14 protein-coding genes are annotated in these 18,374 nt (G+C 68.7%); 3 read left to right on the top strand and 11 right to left on the bottom strand.

Going from position 1 to position 18,374, the window contains the following annotated elements; genetic code table 11:
• Positions 1 to 118 precede the first annotated feature (118 nt).
• Positions 119 to 3,262, top strand: coding sequence for a TonB-dependent receptor (locus MZV50_RS16070; protein ID WP_252630312.1), 3,144 nt, complete (start codon positions 119 to 121; stop codon positions 3,260 to 3,262).
• Between the two features lie 16 nt (positions 3,263 to 3,278).
• The gene (locus MZV50_RS16065; protein ID WP_252630311.1) at positions 3,279 to 5,957 is read left to right on the top strand and encodes an exo-rhamnogalacturonan lyase family protein; all 2,679 of its coding nucleotides are present in this window, start codon (positions 3,279 to 3,281) and stop codon (positions 5,955 to 5,957) included.
• On the opposite strand, the gene MZV50_RS16060 is transcribed toward MZV50_RS16065, so the two are convergent.
• The 6 genes from MZV50_RS16060 to MZV50_RS16035 all read right to left on the bottom strand — a co-directional run bounded on the left by MZV50_RS16060 (position 5,937) and on the right by MZV50_RS16035 (position 12,453).
• A complete protein-coding gene (locus tag MZV50_RS16060; protein ID WP_252630310.1) occupies positions 5,937 to 6,626 on the bottom strand; it encodes a DUF6250 domain-containing protein in 690 nt (229 codons plus the stop codon). The genes MZV50_RS16065 and MZV50_RS16060 overlap by 21 nt on opposite strands.
• Positions 6,623 to 8,011: a rhamnogalacturonidase gene (locus tag MZV50_RS16055; RefSeq protein WP_252630309.1), complete on the bottom strand. Its 1,389-nt coding sequence runs from the start codon at positions 8,009 to 8,011 to the stop codon at positions 6,623 to 6,625. The genes MZV50_RS16060 and MZV50_RS16055 overlap by 4 nt, the downstream gene beginning before the upstream one ends.
• Positions 8,008 to 8,985, bottom strand: a complete 978-nt coding sequence (locus MZV50_RS16050; RefSeq protein ID WP_252630308.1) for an alpha/beta hydrolase — start codon at positions 8,983 to 8,985, stop codon at positions 8,008 to 8,010. The genes MZV50_RS16055 and MZV50_RS16050 overlap by 4 nt, the downstream gene beginning before the upstream one ends.
• Positions 8,975 to 10,198, bottom strand: coding sequence for a rhamnogalacturonan acetylesterase (locus MZV50_RS16045; RefSeq protein WP_252630307.1), 1,224 nt, complete (start codon positions 10,196 to 10,198; stop codon positions 8,975 to 8,977). Before MZV50_RS16045 ends, MZV50_RS16050 begins: the two co-directional genes overlap by 11 nt.
• Positions 10,199 to 10,297: 99 nt before the next feature.
• Positions 10,298 to 11,308: a flippase-like domain-containing protein gene (locus tag MZV50_RS16040; protein ID WP_252630305.1), complete on the bottom strand. Its 1,011-nt coding sequence runs from the start codon at positions 11,306 to 11,308 to the stop codon at positions 10,298 to 10,300.
• Positions 11,305 to 12,453, bottom strand: a complete 1,149-nt coding sequence (locus tag MZV50_RS16035) for a glycosyltransferase family 4 protein (protein ID WP_252630303.1) — start codon at positions 12,451 to 12,453, stop codon at positions 11,305 to 11,307. Before MZV50_RS16035 ends, MZV50_RS16040 begins: the two co-directional genes overlap by 4 nt.
• 445 nt (positions 12,454 to 12,898) lie before the next feature.
• On the opposite strand from MZV50_RS16035, the gene MZV50_RS16030 reads away from it, so the two are divergent.
• Complete coding sequence (locus tag MZV50_RS16030) at positions 12,899 to 13,663, top strand: phosphocholine cytidylyltransferase family protein (RefSeq protein WP_252630301.1); 765 nt, start codon at positions 12,899 to 12,901, stop codon at positions 13,661 to 13,663.
• A gap of 80 nt (positions 13,664 to 13,743) precedes the next feature.
• Here the strand turns inward: MZV50_RS16030 and MZV50_RS16025 are convergent, their stop codons facing one another.
• The 5 genes from MZV50_RS16025 to MZV50_RS16005 are packed head-to-tail and all read right to left on the bottom strand — an operon-like array spanning position 13,744 to position 18,371.
• A complete protein-coding gene (locus tag MZV50_RS16025) occupies positions 13,744 to 14,601 on the bottom strand; it encodes a nucleotidyltransferase family protein (RefSeq protein WP_252630300.1) in 858 nt (285 codons plus the stop codon).
• Entirely contained in the window at positions 14,505 to 15,659 is a 1,155-nt protein-coding gene (gene bcerS / locus MZV50_RS16020; protein ID WP_252630298.1) for a ceramide synthase, read from the bottom strand. Before bcerS ends, MZV50_RS16025 begins: the two co-directional genes overlap by 97 nt.
• Entirely contained in the window at positions 15,659 to 16,720 is a 1,062-nt protein-coding gene (locus MZV50_RS16015) for an LptF/LptG family permease (protein WP_252630296.1), read from the bottom strand. Before MZV50_RS16015 ends, bcerS begins: the two co-directional genes overlap by 1 nt.
• A complete protein-coding gene (locus tag MZV50_RS16010) occupies positions 16,717 to 17,937 on the bottom strand; it encodes an LptF/LptG family permease (protein WP_252630295.1) in 1,221 nt (406 codons plus the stop codon). Before MZV50_RS16010 ends, MZV50_RS16015 begins: the two co-directional genes overlap by 4 nt.
• The gene (locus tag MZV50_RS16005; protein WP_252630294.1) at positions 17,934 to 18,371 is read right to left on the bottom strand and encodes an HIT family protein; all 438 of its coding nucleotides are present in this window, start codon (positions 18,369 to 18,371) and stop codon (positions 17,934 to 17,936) included. The genes MZV50_RS16010 and MZV50_RS16005 overlap by 4 nt, the downstream gene beginning before the upstream one ends.
• Positions 18,372 to 18,374 lie beyond the last annotated feature (3 nt).

The raw sequence follows: 18,374 nt of genomic DNA, 5'->3' as shown, positions 1-18,374 counted from the left end.
TTGTACTAAGAATGCGCCGGTGTGCGTCGGCTGCGCCTCAGGGCCAGTCCGCGTGCTGCAGGCGTCCGACGCGCCCTGGGAAGGAGCGTCAGGCCAACTGGTAAGGGAGGGACACCCCATGCAATTCTCGAAGGCTCGCCGCCGCGCGACCGCCGCCACGGTTTCCTGGCTCGCGCTCGGCGCCGGACTCGCGATCGCCGACCAGGCCTGGGCGCAACAGGCGCCGACCGGTCCGGGCGCGAACGAAGCCACCGTCGTCGATGAGATCGTCGTGGGCACGCGCGCCAGCCTGCAATCGGCCATGAACCGCAAGAAGCGGGCCGGCACCATTTCCGACTCGATCGTCGCCGAGGACATCAGCCAGTTCCCCGACAAGAATGTCGGCGAGGCTCTGGGTCGGATCACCGGCGTCCAACTGGCCCGCGACTTCGGCGAGGGCAATGCGGTGTCGATCCGCGGCGTCGAACCCGACCTGAACCGCGTCGAAATCAACGGCATGAGCACGCTGTCGAGTGCCGGCAACCTTCAGGTTTATGGCGGGGGCGGCCGCGCCAACGATTTCCGTGAACTGGCCTCCGAACTGGTCGCGTCAATCGACGTGTTCAAGGGCTTCACCGCCGACATGACGGAGGGCGGCGTCGGCGGCACGGTCTCGATCAAGACCCGCAAGCCGCTGGACTTCAAGAAGCCGACGCTGTCGCTCACGGCGTCGGCCCAGAACCTGGATACGGGCAAGGGCTGGAAGCCGCGTGGCAACGTTCTAGCCACCACTAGGCTGTTCGATGGTCGCCTGGGTCTGATGGCCAACGTTACCTATGACGACGTCGACACGCGCGGCGACTATGTGCGCAACACCTCTTGGGGCCGATTCGCCGACTTCGATAACTCGGCCAATAAAACGGTCGACTACTACAGCGCTCTCTACAGCGACCAGATCAACGCCTTGGCCCGGGGAGTCGGCGCTCAGGCCGGCTGCAGCAGCCTGACCACGCCCGACGCGACCCAGATCTCGACCGCCAACCTGCGCACGGCCTGTCTGTCGCAATGGTACGATTATGCGCCGCGCACCGCCCGCTACGGCGTCTGGACCCGCAACGACGAGCGCGTCTCGGCCGAGTTCACGGCCCAGTTTCGATTCACCGACCGGATCGACGGCTGGGTCAGCTACGAGCGCAATCAACGCAAGCAGCGCCTGAACGACATCAACTATGGCACCGACTTCACGTCGTTGACCCGTCTGCGCAACGCGGCGTCCGCGACAGCCTGCTCCTCGACCGACACGACGGCCTCGTCGGTCAAGGTTGATGCCAACCACAACGTCACGGCCTACACCCTGGGCAACTGCCTGACCACGGCAGGCGCGGGTGGCTATTCGGGCTTCGGCATCAGCGCCCGCGACTTTCAGGACGACACCACCGCCAACTACTACAACTTCGGCGCCAATTATCGCGGCGACCGCCTGCAGATCGAGTTCCAGGGCTCCAGCGCCGACACCAGCAATGTCAAGCAGACCAACAATGTCAGCGTCAGCTTCGACACGCCCGGCATGACCGTAACTCTGGATCCATCGACCGGCAATCCGGCCTTCACCTTCGCCAACGGCTACAGCCCGGCGGACGCCTCGGCCATCCGTCAGTGGCAGATCCAGTACCGTCCATCGAATTCCAGCTCGAAGGAAGACCAGTACAAGGTCGACTTCGACTTCGACACGCACCTGCCGTTCGTGCCGAAGATCGAGTTCGGTGGTCGGGTGACGGACTATTCCACCAAGGGCTATGGCTACGGCGGCTTCATCCTGAATGCCGGGGCCAATCCGTATTCGACCGCCGACGACACCGTCATCTACTCGAACGCGGTGAACTCGACGGCGACGATCCTGGCCAGCCAGACGATCGATCAGACCAGTCCGGTCAACGCCTCGCCGGCCTCGACCACCGGCTATTGGGCGACGACGGAGACCTGGTCGCGGGCCTTCTCGAATTCGATCTTCGCCCAGGCCATGACCAGCCTGCCCAGCGACTTCTACTTCGGCGGCGGCGGCATTCCGTCGACCTGGAAGTATCCAGACTTCAACACGGTGGCGGCCCAGCTCGACGCCTCGCACTTCAATCTGAACAATCTCGAGCAGACGGTCGGCAGCGACGGCAAGGCCTACAGTCAGTTCCCGTACTATATGACCGAGAAGACCGACGCCCAGTACATCAAGTTCGACTACGAGTTCCCGCTGGGCGACTACGAGGTCGAGGGCAATTTCGGCTGGCGTCGGGTGCACACCGAAAGCACTGGCACTGGTGTCTCGTCGCGGGCTCAGACCTACGCGGCGACGAACGGCGGCTCTTCGACCACCTACACCCTGTCTAACGCGCTGGTCAGCACGAGCAAAAGCTATACGGCCTGGCTGCCCAGCTTTAACGCCGGGCTCTGGGTCATCCCGAACAAGCTGACGGCGCGCGCTGGCTTCGCCCAACTCCTGGCCCGTCCACGTCTCGACTTCCTGATGCCGACGGTGACTTGCACCACCGACAATTCGCCCGACGCCAACGGCGAGTTCGACGAACCCAGCTGCGTGGGCGGCAATCCCGCGCTGAAGCCCTATCGCGCCAACCAGTACGACCTGTCGTTCGAATACTATCCGAACAAGGATACCCAGGTTTCGGTGGGCCTTTTCAAGAAGGACATCAAGTCGTTCTACCTGTCCAACCGTACGCTGCTGGGCAAGCGCGACGTCTATGGCGATGGGGTGCTCTACAACTACAGCACCTACATCAACGGCGACGGCGCCAAGATTCAGGGCGTGGAAATCACGGCAAAGACCGCCTTCACCTTCCTGCCGGGCATCTTCTCGGGCTTCGGCGTCGACGCCAACTACACCTACCAGAAGGCCGAGGACGTCGAGCTGTTCTCGCAGCTGGACGGCTCGCCGTTGCCTTTCCCGGGGCTGTCCTCTGACAGCGCCAACCTGACGGTCTGGTACGACAAGGGGCCGATCAACGCCCGCCTGGCCTACAACTACCGGTCCAAGTACCTGGTCTCGGCCGCCGACAACTCGTTGCAGCCGGTGTACCGCGACGCGACGGGCTATCTGGACGGCAAGATCACCTGGAAGCCGCAGCAGCTGTTCGGCGTCCAGAACATCTCGTTCTTCGTCGAGGGCAAGAACCTGACAAAGGAAGAGGAACGCTCGACCGCGGGCGACATCCGCCTGACCGAGCTCGGCTACTTCGGTCGCCGCTTCTTCGTCGGCATGGGCCTGAAGTTCTAGTTCCAGGAGTAGTTGCGTGACCAAGGGAGCGACGCGTCGCGGCGTGCTGGTGTCGAGCCTCGCGCTTACGGCCGTCGCTTCGGAAGCGGCGCGGGCCGCCAAGCCCGCGCCGGCCTCCGCCGATCTGCACTGGCTGGGCGAGCTCCCGCCGACCGCGCCCGGCGCGGCGGTCTGGGGCGCGCCTTGGCCGCGCGGGGCGGTCAAGGCCAAGACCGCCCTGACGGCCGTCGGCGCCGACGGCCAGGCTCTGCCGCTGCAAACCTGGCCGCTGGCCTACTGGCCCGACGGCTCGCTGAAATGGACGGGTCACGCCCTGGCGGGCCCGGCCCCCAAAGGCTTCCAGGTTAGGCCTGGCAAGCCGATCTCACCCAACAAGTCCGTCCAGGTGCGCGAAACGCCGGAGCGGATCGAGGTCGCCGCTGGCGACTTGGTCTGCCGCTTCGCGCGAACGGGCGGCAACCTCATCGAGAGCGTCAGCCTGGCCGGTCGCGAGACCCTGCGCGGCGGGCGGCTCGTCTGCCTGAACCAGACCCTGCCGCCGGGCGATCTCGGGACCCGTGAGACCCAGATCTTCGACGGCGCGATCGACGCCGTCATGGTCGAGCAGCGGGGCCCGGTGCGGGCGGTGGTGCGCTTTGAGGGCAAGCATCGCGGCGCCGGTCGCGACTGGCTGCCGTTCACCGTGCGCGTCGCGGTCGACGCCGAGGGGCGGCTGACCCTGACCCACAGCTTCGTGTTCGACGGCGATGGGAACAAGGACTTCATCGCCGGCCTGGGCGTCCGCTTCGACGTCCCGCTGACCGACGAGCTCCATAACCGTCATGTCCGCTTCGCCGGCGAAGGTGAGGGGATGTGGGGCGAGGCGGTCCGCAACCTGCCGGGCTGGCAGCCGGCCAAGTTCGCTCTGGCCGGCAAGTTCCAGGACCAGTTGCGCGGCGAGCGCGTCCCGGACCTAGCGGCGATGGACGCCAAGACCCGCGACCAGCTGGCGACCGTGCCCGCCTGGGACGGCTATCGCCTGTTCCAGGGCGACGCCGACGCCTTCGCGATCGACAAGCGGACCAACACCAGGAGCAGCTGGCTGCGCGCCGACCACGGCGGCCGGTCTCCCGGCCTGGGTTATGTCGGCGGCGTTTCGGGCGGCGTCGCGTTCGGCCTGCGCCACTTCTGGCAGCGCCATCCGACCGGCCTGGAGATCAAGGGCGCGACCACCGACGCCGCCACCGTGACCCTGTGGCTGTGGTCGCCGCAGGCCGGCGCCATGGACCTGCGCCACTACAGCGACCGCGCCCACGGCCTGGAGATCCAGTACGAGGACGTCGAGGAAGGGCACTCGACGCCGCTGGGGATCGCCCGCACCAACCAGGTCTTCCTGTGGCCGGTGGCCGCCACGCCAGCGCGCGAGGCGCTGTCGGGCATGGCCAAGGCCACGACCGATCCGGCCCTGCCGGTCGCCGCGCCGGCCTACTACCAAAGCTGCGGCGCCTTTGGCGTCTGGGCGCCGGTCGATCGCTCGACACCGGTGAAGGCCAGGCTGGAGGCCGAGCACGAGCGCCTGCTGGGCTTCTACCGGCACGAGGTCGAGCAGCGCCGCTGGTACGGGTTCTGGGACCACGGTGATGTGATGCACACCTACGACCAGGACCGGCACGCCTGGCGCTACGACGTCGGCGGCTACGCCTGGGACAACAGCGAGCTGGTGCCGGACCTGTGGCTATGGACCGCGTTCATGCGCACCGGCCGGGCCGACATCTTCCGCATGGCCGAGGCGATGACCCGCCACACCGGCGAAGTCGACCAGTACCATCTGGGTCCATTCAAGGGGCTGGGCTCGCGCCACAATGTCAGCCACTGGGGCGACGGGGCCAAGGAGGTCCGGATCAGCCAGTCGCTGCTGCGCCGCCACTACTACTATCTGACCGCCGACGAGCGGACCGGCGACATCATGGCCGGCCTGGTGGACGCCGACCACGCTCTGGCCGCCGTCAATCCGGTGCGCAAAGTCGCCGCCAAGACGACTTATCCGACCCAGGCTCGTTCGGGCCCGGACTGGTTCGCCTTCGCCAGCAACTGGCTGGTGGCCTGGGAGCGGACCGGCGACACCCAATGGCGCGACAAGATCGTCAAGGGCCTGGACGCCATCGCCGGCTCGTCCCACGGCATGTTCACCGGCCCGCCGTTCGGCTACGACCCGGCCACGGCGACGCTGTATGATCTCGGCACGGCCTTCACCACCAGCTACCACCTGGTGACGATCATGGGCGGGGCCGAGTTCGTGTTCGAACTGGACGGCCTGATCGACGATCCGGCCTGGACCAAGGCCTGGGCCCGCTTCTGCGCCTATTACAACGCCCCGCAGGCCGAGCGTCAGGCGGCGTTGGGCCAGGCGGCCATCGATCGCTACTTCGGCTATCCCGTCTGGCACGCGCGGCTGACCGCCTGGGCGGCGCGCAAGCTGAACGATCCAGCCCTGGCCCAGCGCGCCTGGAAGGAGTTCCTGACCGCGACCAAGAGCGGCCAGGAGCGCGGCCCCGCGCCGATCACTCGCGTGGCGGGGAACGCCGTGTTGAAGCCGATCGACGAGATGGCCAATGTTTCGACCAACCAGTCGTCGCAATGGGCGCTGAACCTGTTCGAGCTGCTGGCCCTGGTCGGCGACGCCGCGCCGGCCAGCCTACCGGCCAGCTGGGACTAGCTTGAACACTTCGAAGTTCCGGATCCGCAGATGGCTCTGCGTGGTCCGGAGCCCGAACCAGCCGCGCGTATAAGGCTGCGAATCGTTGTGCTCGAACAGGTGGCGGCCGTCGTTCCAGTATTGGATGCGCTGGCCGTCGGCGATCAGCCGCACGGTCGTCCAGCGGTTGGGCGCCAGCATCTCGTCGGCGGCCGCGTGGTCGTGTTGCGGCAGCAGCGGCCGGTCGCCCGGCCGGCCGACATAGCGGCGGAAGCGGGTGCTGGTGTTGGTGTTGCCGCCCTGGCCGACATAGTAGGTCCGCAGCGTGTCGTAGTCGGCGAAGGCGCCCGAGCGCGGGTGGTCCAGCGGCGAGCCGCCATCGGCCTCGCGCGCCATCCAGAAGCAGTTGAGGTCGCTGACCCGGTCGAACGCTCCGCCTTCCGAGACCGCCTGGGCCTGGTAGGTGATGGCCACGGAGCCGACCAGCTCCGGCTTGAACCAGGCGGTGAAGCCAGCGGGCGCGACGATGTCCAGCACGCCATCTCGGGCCATGACCGCCGCCGGCTTCTCGGCCTCGATCGCCCAGCGCTTCAGGCCCTGGCGGAAGTCGTCGGCGTATAGGCGCTTGCCCTGACCCGCGAACGGCGTGGCGGCCAGGCCGGCCAGCAGGGCGCGGCGGTCCAGGATCATTCGGCGACCTCGCGGACGTTCTCCAGCAGGCGTTCGGGGCGGGCGTCCGGCGTCGTGGTCTCGATGGTCAGGTTTTCGATCTTCAGCCCATCGACGTGCCGCGCCCACAGGCCGTGGACCGGCGAGGGGCCGAACATGCTGGGCTCGGGATAGGCCTCGGGCAGGTCGCCCGGCCTACGTTCCGCCCACTCGGCCGGCCCGCCGCCGCGATAGGACAGGCGGATGTTCTCCAGGGTCACGTTCTGGATCGGCGAGTCCGGCAGGCCCGCGATGGTGGCCGCGTAGTCGGGCAGGATGTCGAAGGCCTCGATGTCGCGCAGCACGATGTTCCGCATCGCCCCCAGCGGCGTGCCTTCCGGCCCCCGACGTCGGTCGCCGACCCGCAGGAAGATTGGAGCGGTGGTGACTTCGGACAGGTGCAGCCGCTCGCAGACGATATTCTCCATCGTCCCGCCGTCGACGACTTCCAGGGCTAGGCCCCGCGAGCGGACGAAGCGGCAGTCGCGGATCGTCACGTTCTGGAAGCCGCCATTGGACTCGGTGCCCAGCTTGATGCGGCCGGTGACGCGGTCCTGATCGGGCGAGACCAGCTGGGTCCGGCCGAAGGTCCCGTCCAGCATGGCGCCGGGATCGAAGCCGCTGACCTCGCAGTGCTCGATGGTCACGTCCTGAATGGGAATGCGTTCGCCCAGGGCCAGGGAGCTTTTCAGCACGATGGCGTCGTCATTGGGCGTGTTCACCCGGCAGCCGCTGACCAGCACCCGGCGGCAGGCGTCGATATCCAGGCCGTCGCGGTTGGTATCGACGATCAGGTCGCGCAGGATCAGATCCTCGCATCCCGTCGCCAGCACCGCGAAATGGCCGCCCCGGAAGATGGTCAGACCCTCGATCCGGGCCCGCTTCACGCGCTTCATGGCGATAGCCTTGTTGCCCAGGCCCGCCATGGCCTCCACCTGAGGCGACAGCTCGGCCATCGCCTCGGCCGAGAGGCCGGCCATGCTGAGCGGAAACTCGCCGGCCTGCTTCTTCCAGCGCGAGCCGGGCCCCTCGCGGGTCAGGCCAAGGCCATCGATGCGGCCAGGGCCGACGATGGCGATGTCCTCGGCGTCTTCGGCCCAGATCAGGCTGTTATGCCAATGGCTGTGGCCGAAGTCCTGCCAGAGGTCGTGCGGATTGGGTTCGGCTGGGTCGTAGGCGCCGCCGTGGATGGCCGGGGCGGCGGCCTCCAGCACGCAGCCTTCCTCCAGCCGCAGGGTCACGCCGCTGAGCAGGCGGATCGAGAACGACAAGTGGCGACCAGCCGGCAGCACGACCTCGCCGCCGCCGCGTCCGTGGGCATGGACGATGGCGGCGTTGATCGCGTCGGTGGCCAGCGCTTCGGTCACGCGTAGAGGCCGTGGCGCTTGAAGAAGGCGTCCAGGGCGATCATCGATGGAGCCAGATTGCCCTCGCGGTCCTTGAGCCCGAATCCGTGGCCGCCGACCTCCTGCAGGTGCATCTCGACCGGGATCTTCCGGGCGCGCAGGGCCTGCCACATCAGGACGCTGTTCTCGACCGGCACGACCTTGTCGTCGGCGGCAGCGGCGATGAAGGTCGGCGGCGTGTCGGCGGGCACGTGCTGCTCGGCCGATACGGCTTGGCGCTGGGCCTCGGTTGGGTTGGCGCCCACCAGTTGCTTCACCGACTGGCCATGCGCATAGGGCAGGGTTCCCGTGATCACCGGATAGAACAGGCCGGCCGCGAAGGGCCGGGTCGGCAGTTGGTCGGCCTCGTCCACCGGCGCGTAGGTCTCGCGGCCGAACTGGGTGGAGAGGCGCGCCGCGACGTGACCGCCCGCCGAGAAGCCGATCGCCGCCACCTTGGCGGGATCGACGCCCAGGGACGGGGCGCGGGCGCGGATCAGGCGCATGGCCCGCTGGGCGTCCTGCAGGGCGACGTCCGGCCCGGCCGCCCAGCCGTCGGCGGGCAGGCGGTAGTCCATGACGAAGGCGGTGATCCCCAGGCTGGCCAGCCAGGCGTCGATCGGCCCGCCGTTCTTGCCCACGGCCACGCGGACATAGCCGCCGCCCGGGATCATCAGCACCGCCGCGCCATTGGGCTTGGCCGGCCGGCGCATGGTCAGCCAGGGCTTGGTCACGTTCAGGAAGGCGGTGTCGTTGGGATCGCCGCCCGGCGTGCGCAGGATGACCTGCTCGGTGACGGTGACCTTTTCGCCGCCCGGCGCGGCCCCAGGCCACAGGTCGACCGTCTCGACGGGCGAGGCGGCGGCTTCGGCGGCGCGAGCCAGGGCGGGCGCGGCCATCAGGCCGGCGGCCAGGCCCAGCAGGGCGCGGCGGTCGGTTTCCACTCTAGTTCCCACGGGGGATCTCCTGGCTGGAGGCGGCGCTGGCGGGCACGGCGAAGGTCTCGGGCGCGGGTGGCTTGGCCGGATCGAACGGGGGCAGGTCGGTCGCGAGGTGGGCCGCGAGATCGGGGACATGGGCCCGGATGCCTTCGACCACGCATCGCGCCAGCTGATAGGCGCCGTAGTTGTTGTGGTGGGTGGCGTCCTTGCCGCCGTCGTTGAAGGCCTTCCAGGCGTTGTCGGGGCCGAGGGCCTCGTAGAAGGCCGCGCTCATCGCGTGCAGGTCGATCAGCGGGACGCCCAGGGCCTGGGCCGTCTCGCGCACGGCCTGCGGATAGTCGCCGTGGGTGTTCACGATCTTGCCGGCCGCGTCGAACTTGCGGCGATGCATGGAGGTCACCAGCACCGGCGTCGCGCCGCGCAGCCGGGCCTCGCCGACATAGGCGCGCAGATAGTCGCGATAGGTGGTGGCGGCCTCGACATAGGTCTGGGGCCAGTTGGCCTTCTGGTCGTTGTGGCCGAACTGGATCAGCAGCCAGTCGCCGCGCTTGATCCGGCTGAGGATCTTGTCCAGCCGCCGCTCGACCAGGAAGGCCTTCAGGGTCTCGCCGGACTCGGCCTCGTTGGACACCGACAGGTCGGGCTTGAAGAAGCGCGGCAGCATCTGGCCCCAGCCGGCGGCGGGCTCGAAGCGCTGGTCGGTGACGGTGGAATCGCCGGCCAGGAACACGGTTGGGACGGTGACGGGCTCGATCTTCAGCCGTCGTACGGCGGCGGTCGGGCCGCAGAACTCCAGGGTCAGCTTGTCGTCCCAGTCATAGGCGCCGTCTTCGCGAGCGTTCAGCGCCACCCGCTTGCCGCCCGGCGCATTGACCGGCGGCGGGGCCAGCTCGGGCCGGCGGACATTGACGACGATGGTCCGGGTCTCGGTCTTGCGGGCGCCGACGCGGACGGTCTCCAGCATCAACCGCCGGGACTCGGCCTTGACCGTGGTCTCTGAGGCCTTGTCGCCACCCAGGTCGAGGGTGACGCGATAGTCGCCCTCCGGAACCTTCACCGAGAACAGACGACCGGGACCCGGCTCGAAGCCGTGGCCGATGGCCGGGTCATAGGGGCCGATCGTGGATGTGGTGAAATCGAAGGCCCACACGGGGGCGTCCTCCCTGGCGAGCGCGGCGCTGGGCGCGAGAACCAGGCCAGCCAGCAGCGTGCGCCGATCCAGGATCATGCCGCCTCCCTTTCGCGTGCAGAGTCCGAGGAACTTGGTAGCGCCGCCAGGGGAGGGGTTCAATGCCAAAATACAGGATAATATCCTGCAATATGGGATTTAAGCCTTGGCCGGCTCTGGAGACGCCGTAACGGGTTCGGGCCGCGTCGCGCGCCAGAGCACCAGGCCGACGGCGCCCAAGGTGAGTTCGCGCAGGCGCCGTAGCAGCGACAGGGCCAGCGCCTGGTCGGGCGTCAGGCCCAAGGCCCCGCCCAGCAGCAGGTAGCCGCCTTCCTGCACGCCCAGGGCGCCGGGAATCGCGAAGCCGACGACCTTGGCCGTCTGGGCCAGGCCCTCGACGATCAGGGCCTGCATCAGGGTGGGGTTGAGGCCCAGGGCCCACATCGAGACATAGGTCTCGAACGCCCCGGCGATCCAGGCGGCCATGTGCCAGGCCCAGGAAGCGAACAGGTTGGCGCGCTGGCGGCCGATGCCCCGGAAGGCGTCGCCCAACTCGCCGACGCGGCCGGCTATGGCTGTCCAGCGCTGCGAGAACTGGCCGACCCGACGGCCGACGCCCGCCTTGTGGGCGACGTACAGCGCGGCGGCGATGGCCGCGACGATCCCCACCAAGGCCAGGCCCGCCTGGGCCAGGCGCGGGTCATGCAGCGTGACCATGGCCACCACAAGGCTGGTCAGGACGAACAGGACCAGGCCGACCGTGCCGGTCAGCACGTCGACGACGCAGCTGGCGGTGGCCTCGGCCAGGGTCAGGCCGTTGCGGACCGACAGCTTGGCCCGCACCACATCGCCGCCGACCTGGGCGACGGGGAGGAGGGCGTTGACGGCCTCCTTGATCAGGCGGACGCGGAACAGGAAACCCATCGACGGCCGGCGATCCGGGGGCAGCAGCACCTGCCAGCCGACCATGGCCAGGAAGGTCACGGGCAGGTGAGCCAGGACGACCAGCACCGCCTGCCAGCCGACCTGGGCCACGATCTCGCGCACGGCGCCGACCCCGTGCGTGGCCAGGAACACCGCCAGCAGGCCGATGCCGGCCGTCAACAGCCAACCCCGCCAGGGCGATGGCTTCGCGCCGGCCGCCGTCGCCATGCCGCTATCTGCCGTCATGCCGCCGAGCGCGTCCGCAGGGCCGGAGCCGCGCCGAGGTCGCGATAGACGTCCAGCACCGAGGCGCAGATGGCGCTCCAGTCGTAGCGGGCGCTGGACGCGCGGGCGGCGCGACCCAGGCGCAGACGGCGCATCGGCTCGTTGATCAGCGCCTGGATGCCGGCCGCATAGGCCTCCGCGTCAGGCCGAGGGGCCAGAACCCCGTCCTGGCCGTCGGCGATCAGGGCGCTGGTGCTGGGGGCGCGGGGGCATAGCACCGCCAGGCCGGCGGCCATGCCTTCCAACGTGGCGTTGCCGAAGGCCTCGGTCAGACTGGGATTGAACAGGATGTCCGCGCTGGACACCGCGCGGCCCAGGGCCTCGCCGTCCAGATGGCCGGTGAAGATCGCCTCGGGCAGCCGTTCCTCCACGAAGGCGCGCGCCGGGCCGTCGCCGATGATCAGCGGGCGGATCGGCTGGCCGCGCAGGCAGGTCATGGTTTCTGACAGGACGTCCAAGCCCTTTTCCATGACCAGGCGACCCAGGAAGGCGACGACGATCTCGTTGTCGGCGATCCCCATCGCCTGGCGCCAGGCGCTGTCGCGGCGGGCCGGCGAGAAGCGCTCGCGATCGACGCCCCGGCCCCAGACCGCGACCCGCTCGCCCATGCCCTCACCACTGAGGCCTTGCTGGCGCAGCAGGTCGGCGATCGGGGCGTTGGGCGCCAGCACCCGGTCGCAGCGGCGATAGAAGGCGTCTAGATAGCGCTCGGCGCTGGGACGCAGCCAGTCGAGGCCGTAGTAGGAAAGGTAGGTCTCGAACCGCGTATGCAGGCTGGCGACCAGCGGCAGGCCCTGACGGCGCGCCCACTTGCCGGCTTGCGCGCCCAGCAGGTCGGGCGCGGACAGGTGGACCGCCGTCGGCTTGAACTGGGCGAGGTCGGCGCGCAAGGCGCGGGTCAGGCCCAGAGCCAGCCGGTACTCGCCGCGGCCGGGGATCGCGATCGACGGCGCCGAGACGAGGTCTCCCGCGGGCTCGAAGGCCGGCGTGTCGGTCGTGGGCGAATAGACGCGGACCTCGGCGCCTTCGTCGATCAGATACGCCGCCAGGCGATTGAGGGCCTGGTTGGAGCCATCGCGGGTGTAGTTGTAGTTCCCGGAGAACAAGGCCAGGCGCAGACCTTCGGCTGGCTTTCCTTCAGCGGGCTGACGAATGGATCTTTCCGCGAGCTGCACGACGCCTCCGTAAATTGCACTCCGAGGCCCCCGCCCAATCCTCCACATGACAATGGGCATATGGTGGAATGGTTCAGTTTCCGGAAGGGGCGCCTCGGTCGTTAGGCGGACAATCTTCAGGTCAAGCTGAACCCAAGCTGAACCATGGCGAGCAGCCGAGTTTTGCGCGCCCTCGACGTTACCGATTGGACGCGCTCGTCGAAAAAGCGCGGCGGGGGCTTGCGCCGCGGCGTCATGACCGGCTTTTGACGGTCCACGCGGACTTGCCGAGAGGCCGGTTCGTGCTCAGTTATGCGCTCGCGACCGCCAGGGTCGCGGTCCAACGATTCCTAGTCGGGGCGAAGTCGCCCCGAACCCAGCGAGATTTCGAAACGTCATGCAGCCGGTCAAGACCCTCATTCTCAGCGCCGGCCAGGGCAAGCGGCTGTCGCCGCTGACCGACGATCGCCCCAAGTGCCTGGTCGAACTGGCCGGACGCTCGGTGCTGGAGTGGCAGTTGCGCCACCTGCACCAGGCGGGCGTGACCGAGGCGGTGGTGGTCACCGGCTTCCGCGCTGATCTGGTCGAGGCCGAGGTGGCGGGTCTGTCGCTGCCGGGCATGACGATCCGCACGCTCTACAACCCGTTCTACAGCGTCACCGACAACCTCGCGACCTGTTGGCTGGCGCGTGAGGAGATGAAGGGCGGTCCCTTCATGATCCTGAACGGCGACACCCTGTTCGAGCCGGCGATCGCCGAACGCCTGATCAGCGCCCCGGCCGCGCCGATCACGGTGACGGTCGACCGCAAGGACGACGGCGTCTACGACAGCGACGACATGAAGGTGCTGACCGACGGCGACGCCCTGCGGGCCATCGGCAAGACGATCACGCAGTACGACGCCGAGTCGATCGGCTTCCTGCGCTTCGACGAGGAGGGTTCGGCCCTGTTCGTGCAGACCCTGGAAGCGATCATGCGCACGCCGGAAGGCCTGAAGCGCTGGTACCTCAGCGTGATCAACGAGATCGCCCAGAACCACGACGTCGTGCGCGTGCGCTCGATCCAGGGCCTGGACTGGGCCGAAATGGACTTCCCGGAAGACCTGGTCCGCAACCGCGCGCTGACGGCGCAGTGGGCGGAAAAAGAAGCGATCTCCGCTTAACCCCTCATCCGCTCATCCCCGCGAAAGCGGGGACCCATACTGACGCGCCGCTTGGGTCCCCGCTTTCGCGGGGATGAGCGCTATTGGGGGATGGTCTCTCCGACCAGATCTCTGACCAGGTCCAGGTCCGACGGCTTATCCACGTCCACGGCCGCCAGGCCGTCGTGCGCCCGCACCGCCGCGGCCTCGACGCCGGCCAGCCGGCCCAGGCGCGCCACGGCCTGGTCCAGGGTCAGCAGGCCCAGGGCGTAGCGGATCAGGAAGCCGGGCCCCAGCATCGCCGCGATCTTCCAGGGTTGCTTGCGCAGGGCCTCGACCTTGCGCCAGACGGCGATGACCTTCAGGGCGTTCTCGTTGCGCAGCAGGAAGAGGTTGCAGCCCGAATAGCGGCCGTCGCGGAACTTGAGATACGTCCGCTTGGTCTGCGGCGCGGCGGCCCGCACGCGATCCTCCGACGCCAGCAGCACGGCGACGTCGGCAGAGGCGGGCGTGTCGGCCAGGAACCGCGTGATCCACTCGGGCTGCAGCAGGGCGTGGTCGACCGTGGTGACGATCAGCGGGAAGCCCAGGGTGGACGCGCCATCGGCGACGCTCTGGCTGGGACCGGCCGAGGGCGGCAGGATCACGGCTCGAGACCCCGCCAAGGCCGAACGGATCGCCGCGTCATTGGCCGAGACGCCGATCGTCTCGGCGCCGGCGGCCTCGACCGCGCCCAGCACGCGGGCCAGCAGGGTCCGGCCTTGCAGCACGATCAGGCCCTTGTGGCCGACGCCCGCGTAGGCGGCGGCCGGATCGACCTCGCCGCCGCGCGAGCCCGCAAGGATCAGCGCTTTGAAAGCGGTCAAAGCGCCTTCTCGTAGATCCGGTAGGTCTTGTAGTGCGTGCCGCCGACGTTCTCGGCGATGTGGCACATGGCCTTGTTGTCCTCGAGGACCCACGAGATTTCGTAGCGATTGTAGCCGAGGCTCATCGCCATATCGCGGCTGGCCTTCATCATCCAGAACGGCAGCATGCGGCCGCGCTGGGTGGTCGAGAACTTGCGCTTCACGCCCATCAGCGGGATGCGGGCCGACTTCACGCCCTTGACCTTCAAGCGCCATAGCAGCTTGGCCCAGCCGAACGGCAGCAGTTTGCCCTTCAGGTCGGCGATCGCCTCGTTGACGTTGGGCAGGAAGACCACCACGCCGGCGGCCTCGCCGTCGATCTCGGCGAACCAGATCAGGCGCTTGTCGATGACCTGCTTGAGGGCCTTGCCCAGTTGGGCGGTCTCGGCCTCCGTGGTGGCGGTGAAGCCCCAATTGTCCTTCCAGGCGTCGTTGAGGATGTCCGTCAGCGTCTGGACCTCCTCGTCGTAGCGCTTCATGTCCAGTTGGCGCAGGACCACGCCCGCGGGCAGGCCGCGCTTGACGCGGCGCTGGGCGATCTCGGGGATGTCGCCGGTCTCGTCCGCGCGATAGGCGAAGATGTCCTTGGCCTTGGCGTAGCCCTGCTCCTCGACGCGCTTGCCGGCGTAGGCCGGGTCGTGGCCCATCATGACCATCGGCGGGGTGTCGAACCCATGCACCAGCAGGCCCAGCTCTTCGTTGACCGACAGGTTGAACGGCCCGACCGCATGGGTGCGGCCGCGAGCGCGCAGCCAGTCCTCGGCCGTGCGGAACAGGATCTGGAACACGGCCGCGTCGTCCTCGGCCGCGATCATGCCGAAATGGCCGTCCAGGCGGCCGGGCGCGGGCTGCGGCGTCAATTGGTCGATCTGGGCGCTGATCCGCCCGACGTCGCGGCCGCCGCGCGTGGCCAGAAACAGCTGAACCTCGGCGTGGGCGAAGAACGGGTTGGTCTTCGGCGTCAGGGCGTCGGTGCGCTCCATGAACAGCGGCGTGATCCAGTTCGGATCCTTGGCGTTCAGCCGCGCGGGCAGGGCGATGAAGCGCTTCAGCTCGTCCGGCGTCTTGACCGGAATGACCTGAAGGTCGGCGTTCGTGGAGTCGAAAGGCATCACCCCTCCAGGGCCAAGAAGGTGCGGACGGCGAGGGCGCCGAAGATCGCGGGGGCGGCCCAGACGGCCAGAAGCGGGGACAGGGCGCCGGATTCGCCCAGGGCGGTCAGCATGCCATTGGCCACCAGGAACAGCAGGCCGGCGGCGAGGCCGGTGGTCAGCAGCACCGCGCCCTGGCCGCTGCGGAAGTTCGCCAGCGCCACCGGCGCGCTCAGCAGCAGCATGACCAGCGACACGAACGGGCTGGCGAAGGCCGCCTGCAGGTGGGTGGCGTAGAAGCTCTCGGGCCTGTCCGAGCCGCCGTTCTCCAGCGCCCGGCGGGCCGAGGCGGCGGTGGGCATGGCGTCTTCGCCGAACAGGCCTTGAACGTCCTGCGGCTTCAGCGCGGTGGGCCAGGTGGTGGTGGCCGCCGTCGAGGTCTGGGCCAGGTCGCCGGTGAGCCGGGTCGTCTTGGGCTGGTCCAGGGTCCAGGCGCCGCCTTGGTAGCGGGCCATGGGCGCCTCGACCTTCTCGATCAGGATGCCCTTGGCGTCGCGTCGGAAGACGATGATGTTGTTGATCTGGCGGCCGTCCGCCGAGGCGTTGGCCCCGATGACCAGGTCCGGGCCAGCGCGGAAGGTGCGCGGGTCTGGAGCCTTGCGCTCGGCGGCGGGGGTGGTGTTCTTCCACCAGTCGGCCAGGGTCGGATCGGCGCGCGGGGCCAGCACCTGGCCGCACAGGGCGTCCAGCAGCATCACCGCCACGGCGGCGGGGACGGCCATGCCGACGATGCGATAGCCCGAGACGCCGCTGGCGCGCATGGCCACGACCGCGCTCTCGCGGGCCAGCTGCGAGAAGGCGAACAGGCCCCCGGCCAGCACGGCGATCGGCGCGATCTGTTCGAACAGCCGCGGCAGGCGCAGGGCGGCGTAGTAGGCCACGCCGGCGACGCCCAGGCCTCGGTCGAGGATGTCGGTGGTCACGTCCAGCAGGTCCAGGATCTGCAGGATGGACATCAGGATCAGGGCCGCGCCGAGAATGCGGGTCGCGACCGTCTTCAGGACATAGAGCTGCAGTCTCATGCGGCTTGTCGCTTCTTCGGCAGGGGCAGGGCGCGGATCACGCGCGCGACCAGATTGTTGATCCGGCGCACCAGGCGCGAGACCGGCGTGTCGCCCGGCCGCGTGCGGCTGCCGACGAACAGCCAGACGGCGAGGGCCGCGAACAGGCTGAAAGGAACCCAGATGGCCGGGAAGGGCGCGATCTTGCCGGCCTTGGCCAGGCCTTGGCCCAGCAGCAGCGAGTGCTGGAAGGCCAGCAGCAGCAGGCCCGCCATCACCAGGCCCGGCGCGCGATTGCCGCGCTTGGACGCCAGGCCCAGCGGGAAGGCCAGCAGTGGCAGGAACGGCAGGAAGACCGCCCGCGCCCAGCGGCCGTAGAGTTCGCTTAGCAGGGTCGCCTTCGGCACGACGGGATTGCTGGACTTGGCCTGTCTGGCCAGCTCGCCCATGGTCAGCTCGCGCTCGTCGCTGCCCCGGTCGCGCAGCAGCGCCGCGGCGGCGGCCAGCGGCGTCTGGGTGGTCAGGCTGCTAAAGGCCAGGTTGCGATAGGAGCCGTCGGCGTCGTGGCCGATGCGGCGGCCGTTCTTCAGGTCCATGGTGATGGTCTTGCCGCCGGGATCCATCTTCAGATCGGCCGACGCGGCGGTGATGATCTCTTCCTGGCCGTGGGCGTCCAGGCGGCGGATGAAGACCCGGGTCAGGCGCTGGCCGGCCATGTCGGCGCTGTCGGCGGTCAGCAGCGAGCCCTTGTCGTCGATGAACGCCCCGCCGGCCAGGCGTCCGTTCCAGCCGGCGTTGATCGCCGCGTGCATGACGGCGCGGTAGGTGTAGCGGCTGTAGGGCTGCATGTAGCCGAACACGCCCACGCTGAAGACGCTGAGCAGCACGCCCACGATCAGGAACGGCGCGGCGATGCGCTCCAGCGACTGGCCGGTGGCCAGCAGGGCGTCGATTTCCGAGCCGTCCGACAGCTTCACGATGACGATGAACAGCGCCACGAAGAAGGCCACCGGCAGGGCCAGGCCCAGATAGTGCGGCACCAGGTTGGCGGCCAGCTGGGTGACGTAGCCGAAGCGGGCGCTGCTTTGGGACAGCACGTCCAGCAGGCGCAGGACCCGCTCCAGCAGCAAGGCCACGACGGTGACGCCCAGGCACCCGACCAGCGGCCAGAACAGCAGGCGCAGCAGGTAGCGGTCGAGCAGCCTCAGTGGGCCGGCGGTCATATCCTTGGCGCTCACGCTTGGACCCAGGCTTGCGCGAAATCCCGCGCGAGGCGCTCGACGGCGTCCGGCGCCAGCTCGACGGCCGAGCCCAGGGCGGGCGCGGCGGGCCAGCCGGCGTCGGGGAAGGCCTGGCCTTCATGCTCGCGCGCGCCCTCGTAGCGCGGTAGCACATGGAAATGGACGTCTTTGTCGACCATCATCAGCATCAGGTAATTGATCTTCTCATAGCCGACCCGCGCCTTCAGCAGACGCTCGACGCCGGACACGGCGGTCTGCAGGTCGGCGAAGGCGGCGGGACTCACTTCGGAGAACGCCTGGACGGCTTCCTTGCACACCAGGACCAAAGACCCAAATGTCGGTTGCTTCGGACGGACGAGAATCAGCCAGTGATCGGTCTCCGCGATCTTGGAACCGGGATAGCCGAACGCCAGGGCGGTGGGATTGGTCATGAG

It is taken from the genome of Caulobacter segnis (genome assembly GCF_023935105.1).
In the GTDB taxonomy this organism is placed as follows: domain Bacteria; phylum Pseudomonadota; class Alphaproteobacteria; order Caulobacterales; family Caulobacteraceae; genus Caulobacter; species Caulobacter segnis_B.
Note: the sequence above shows the minus strand (reverse complement) of the source record. Positions and strands in the feature narration are given on the sequence as shown.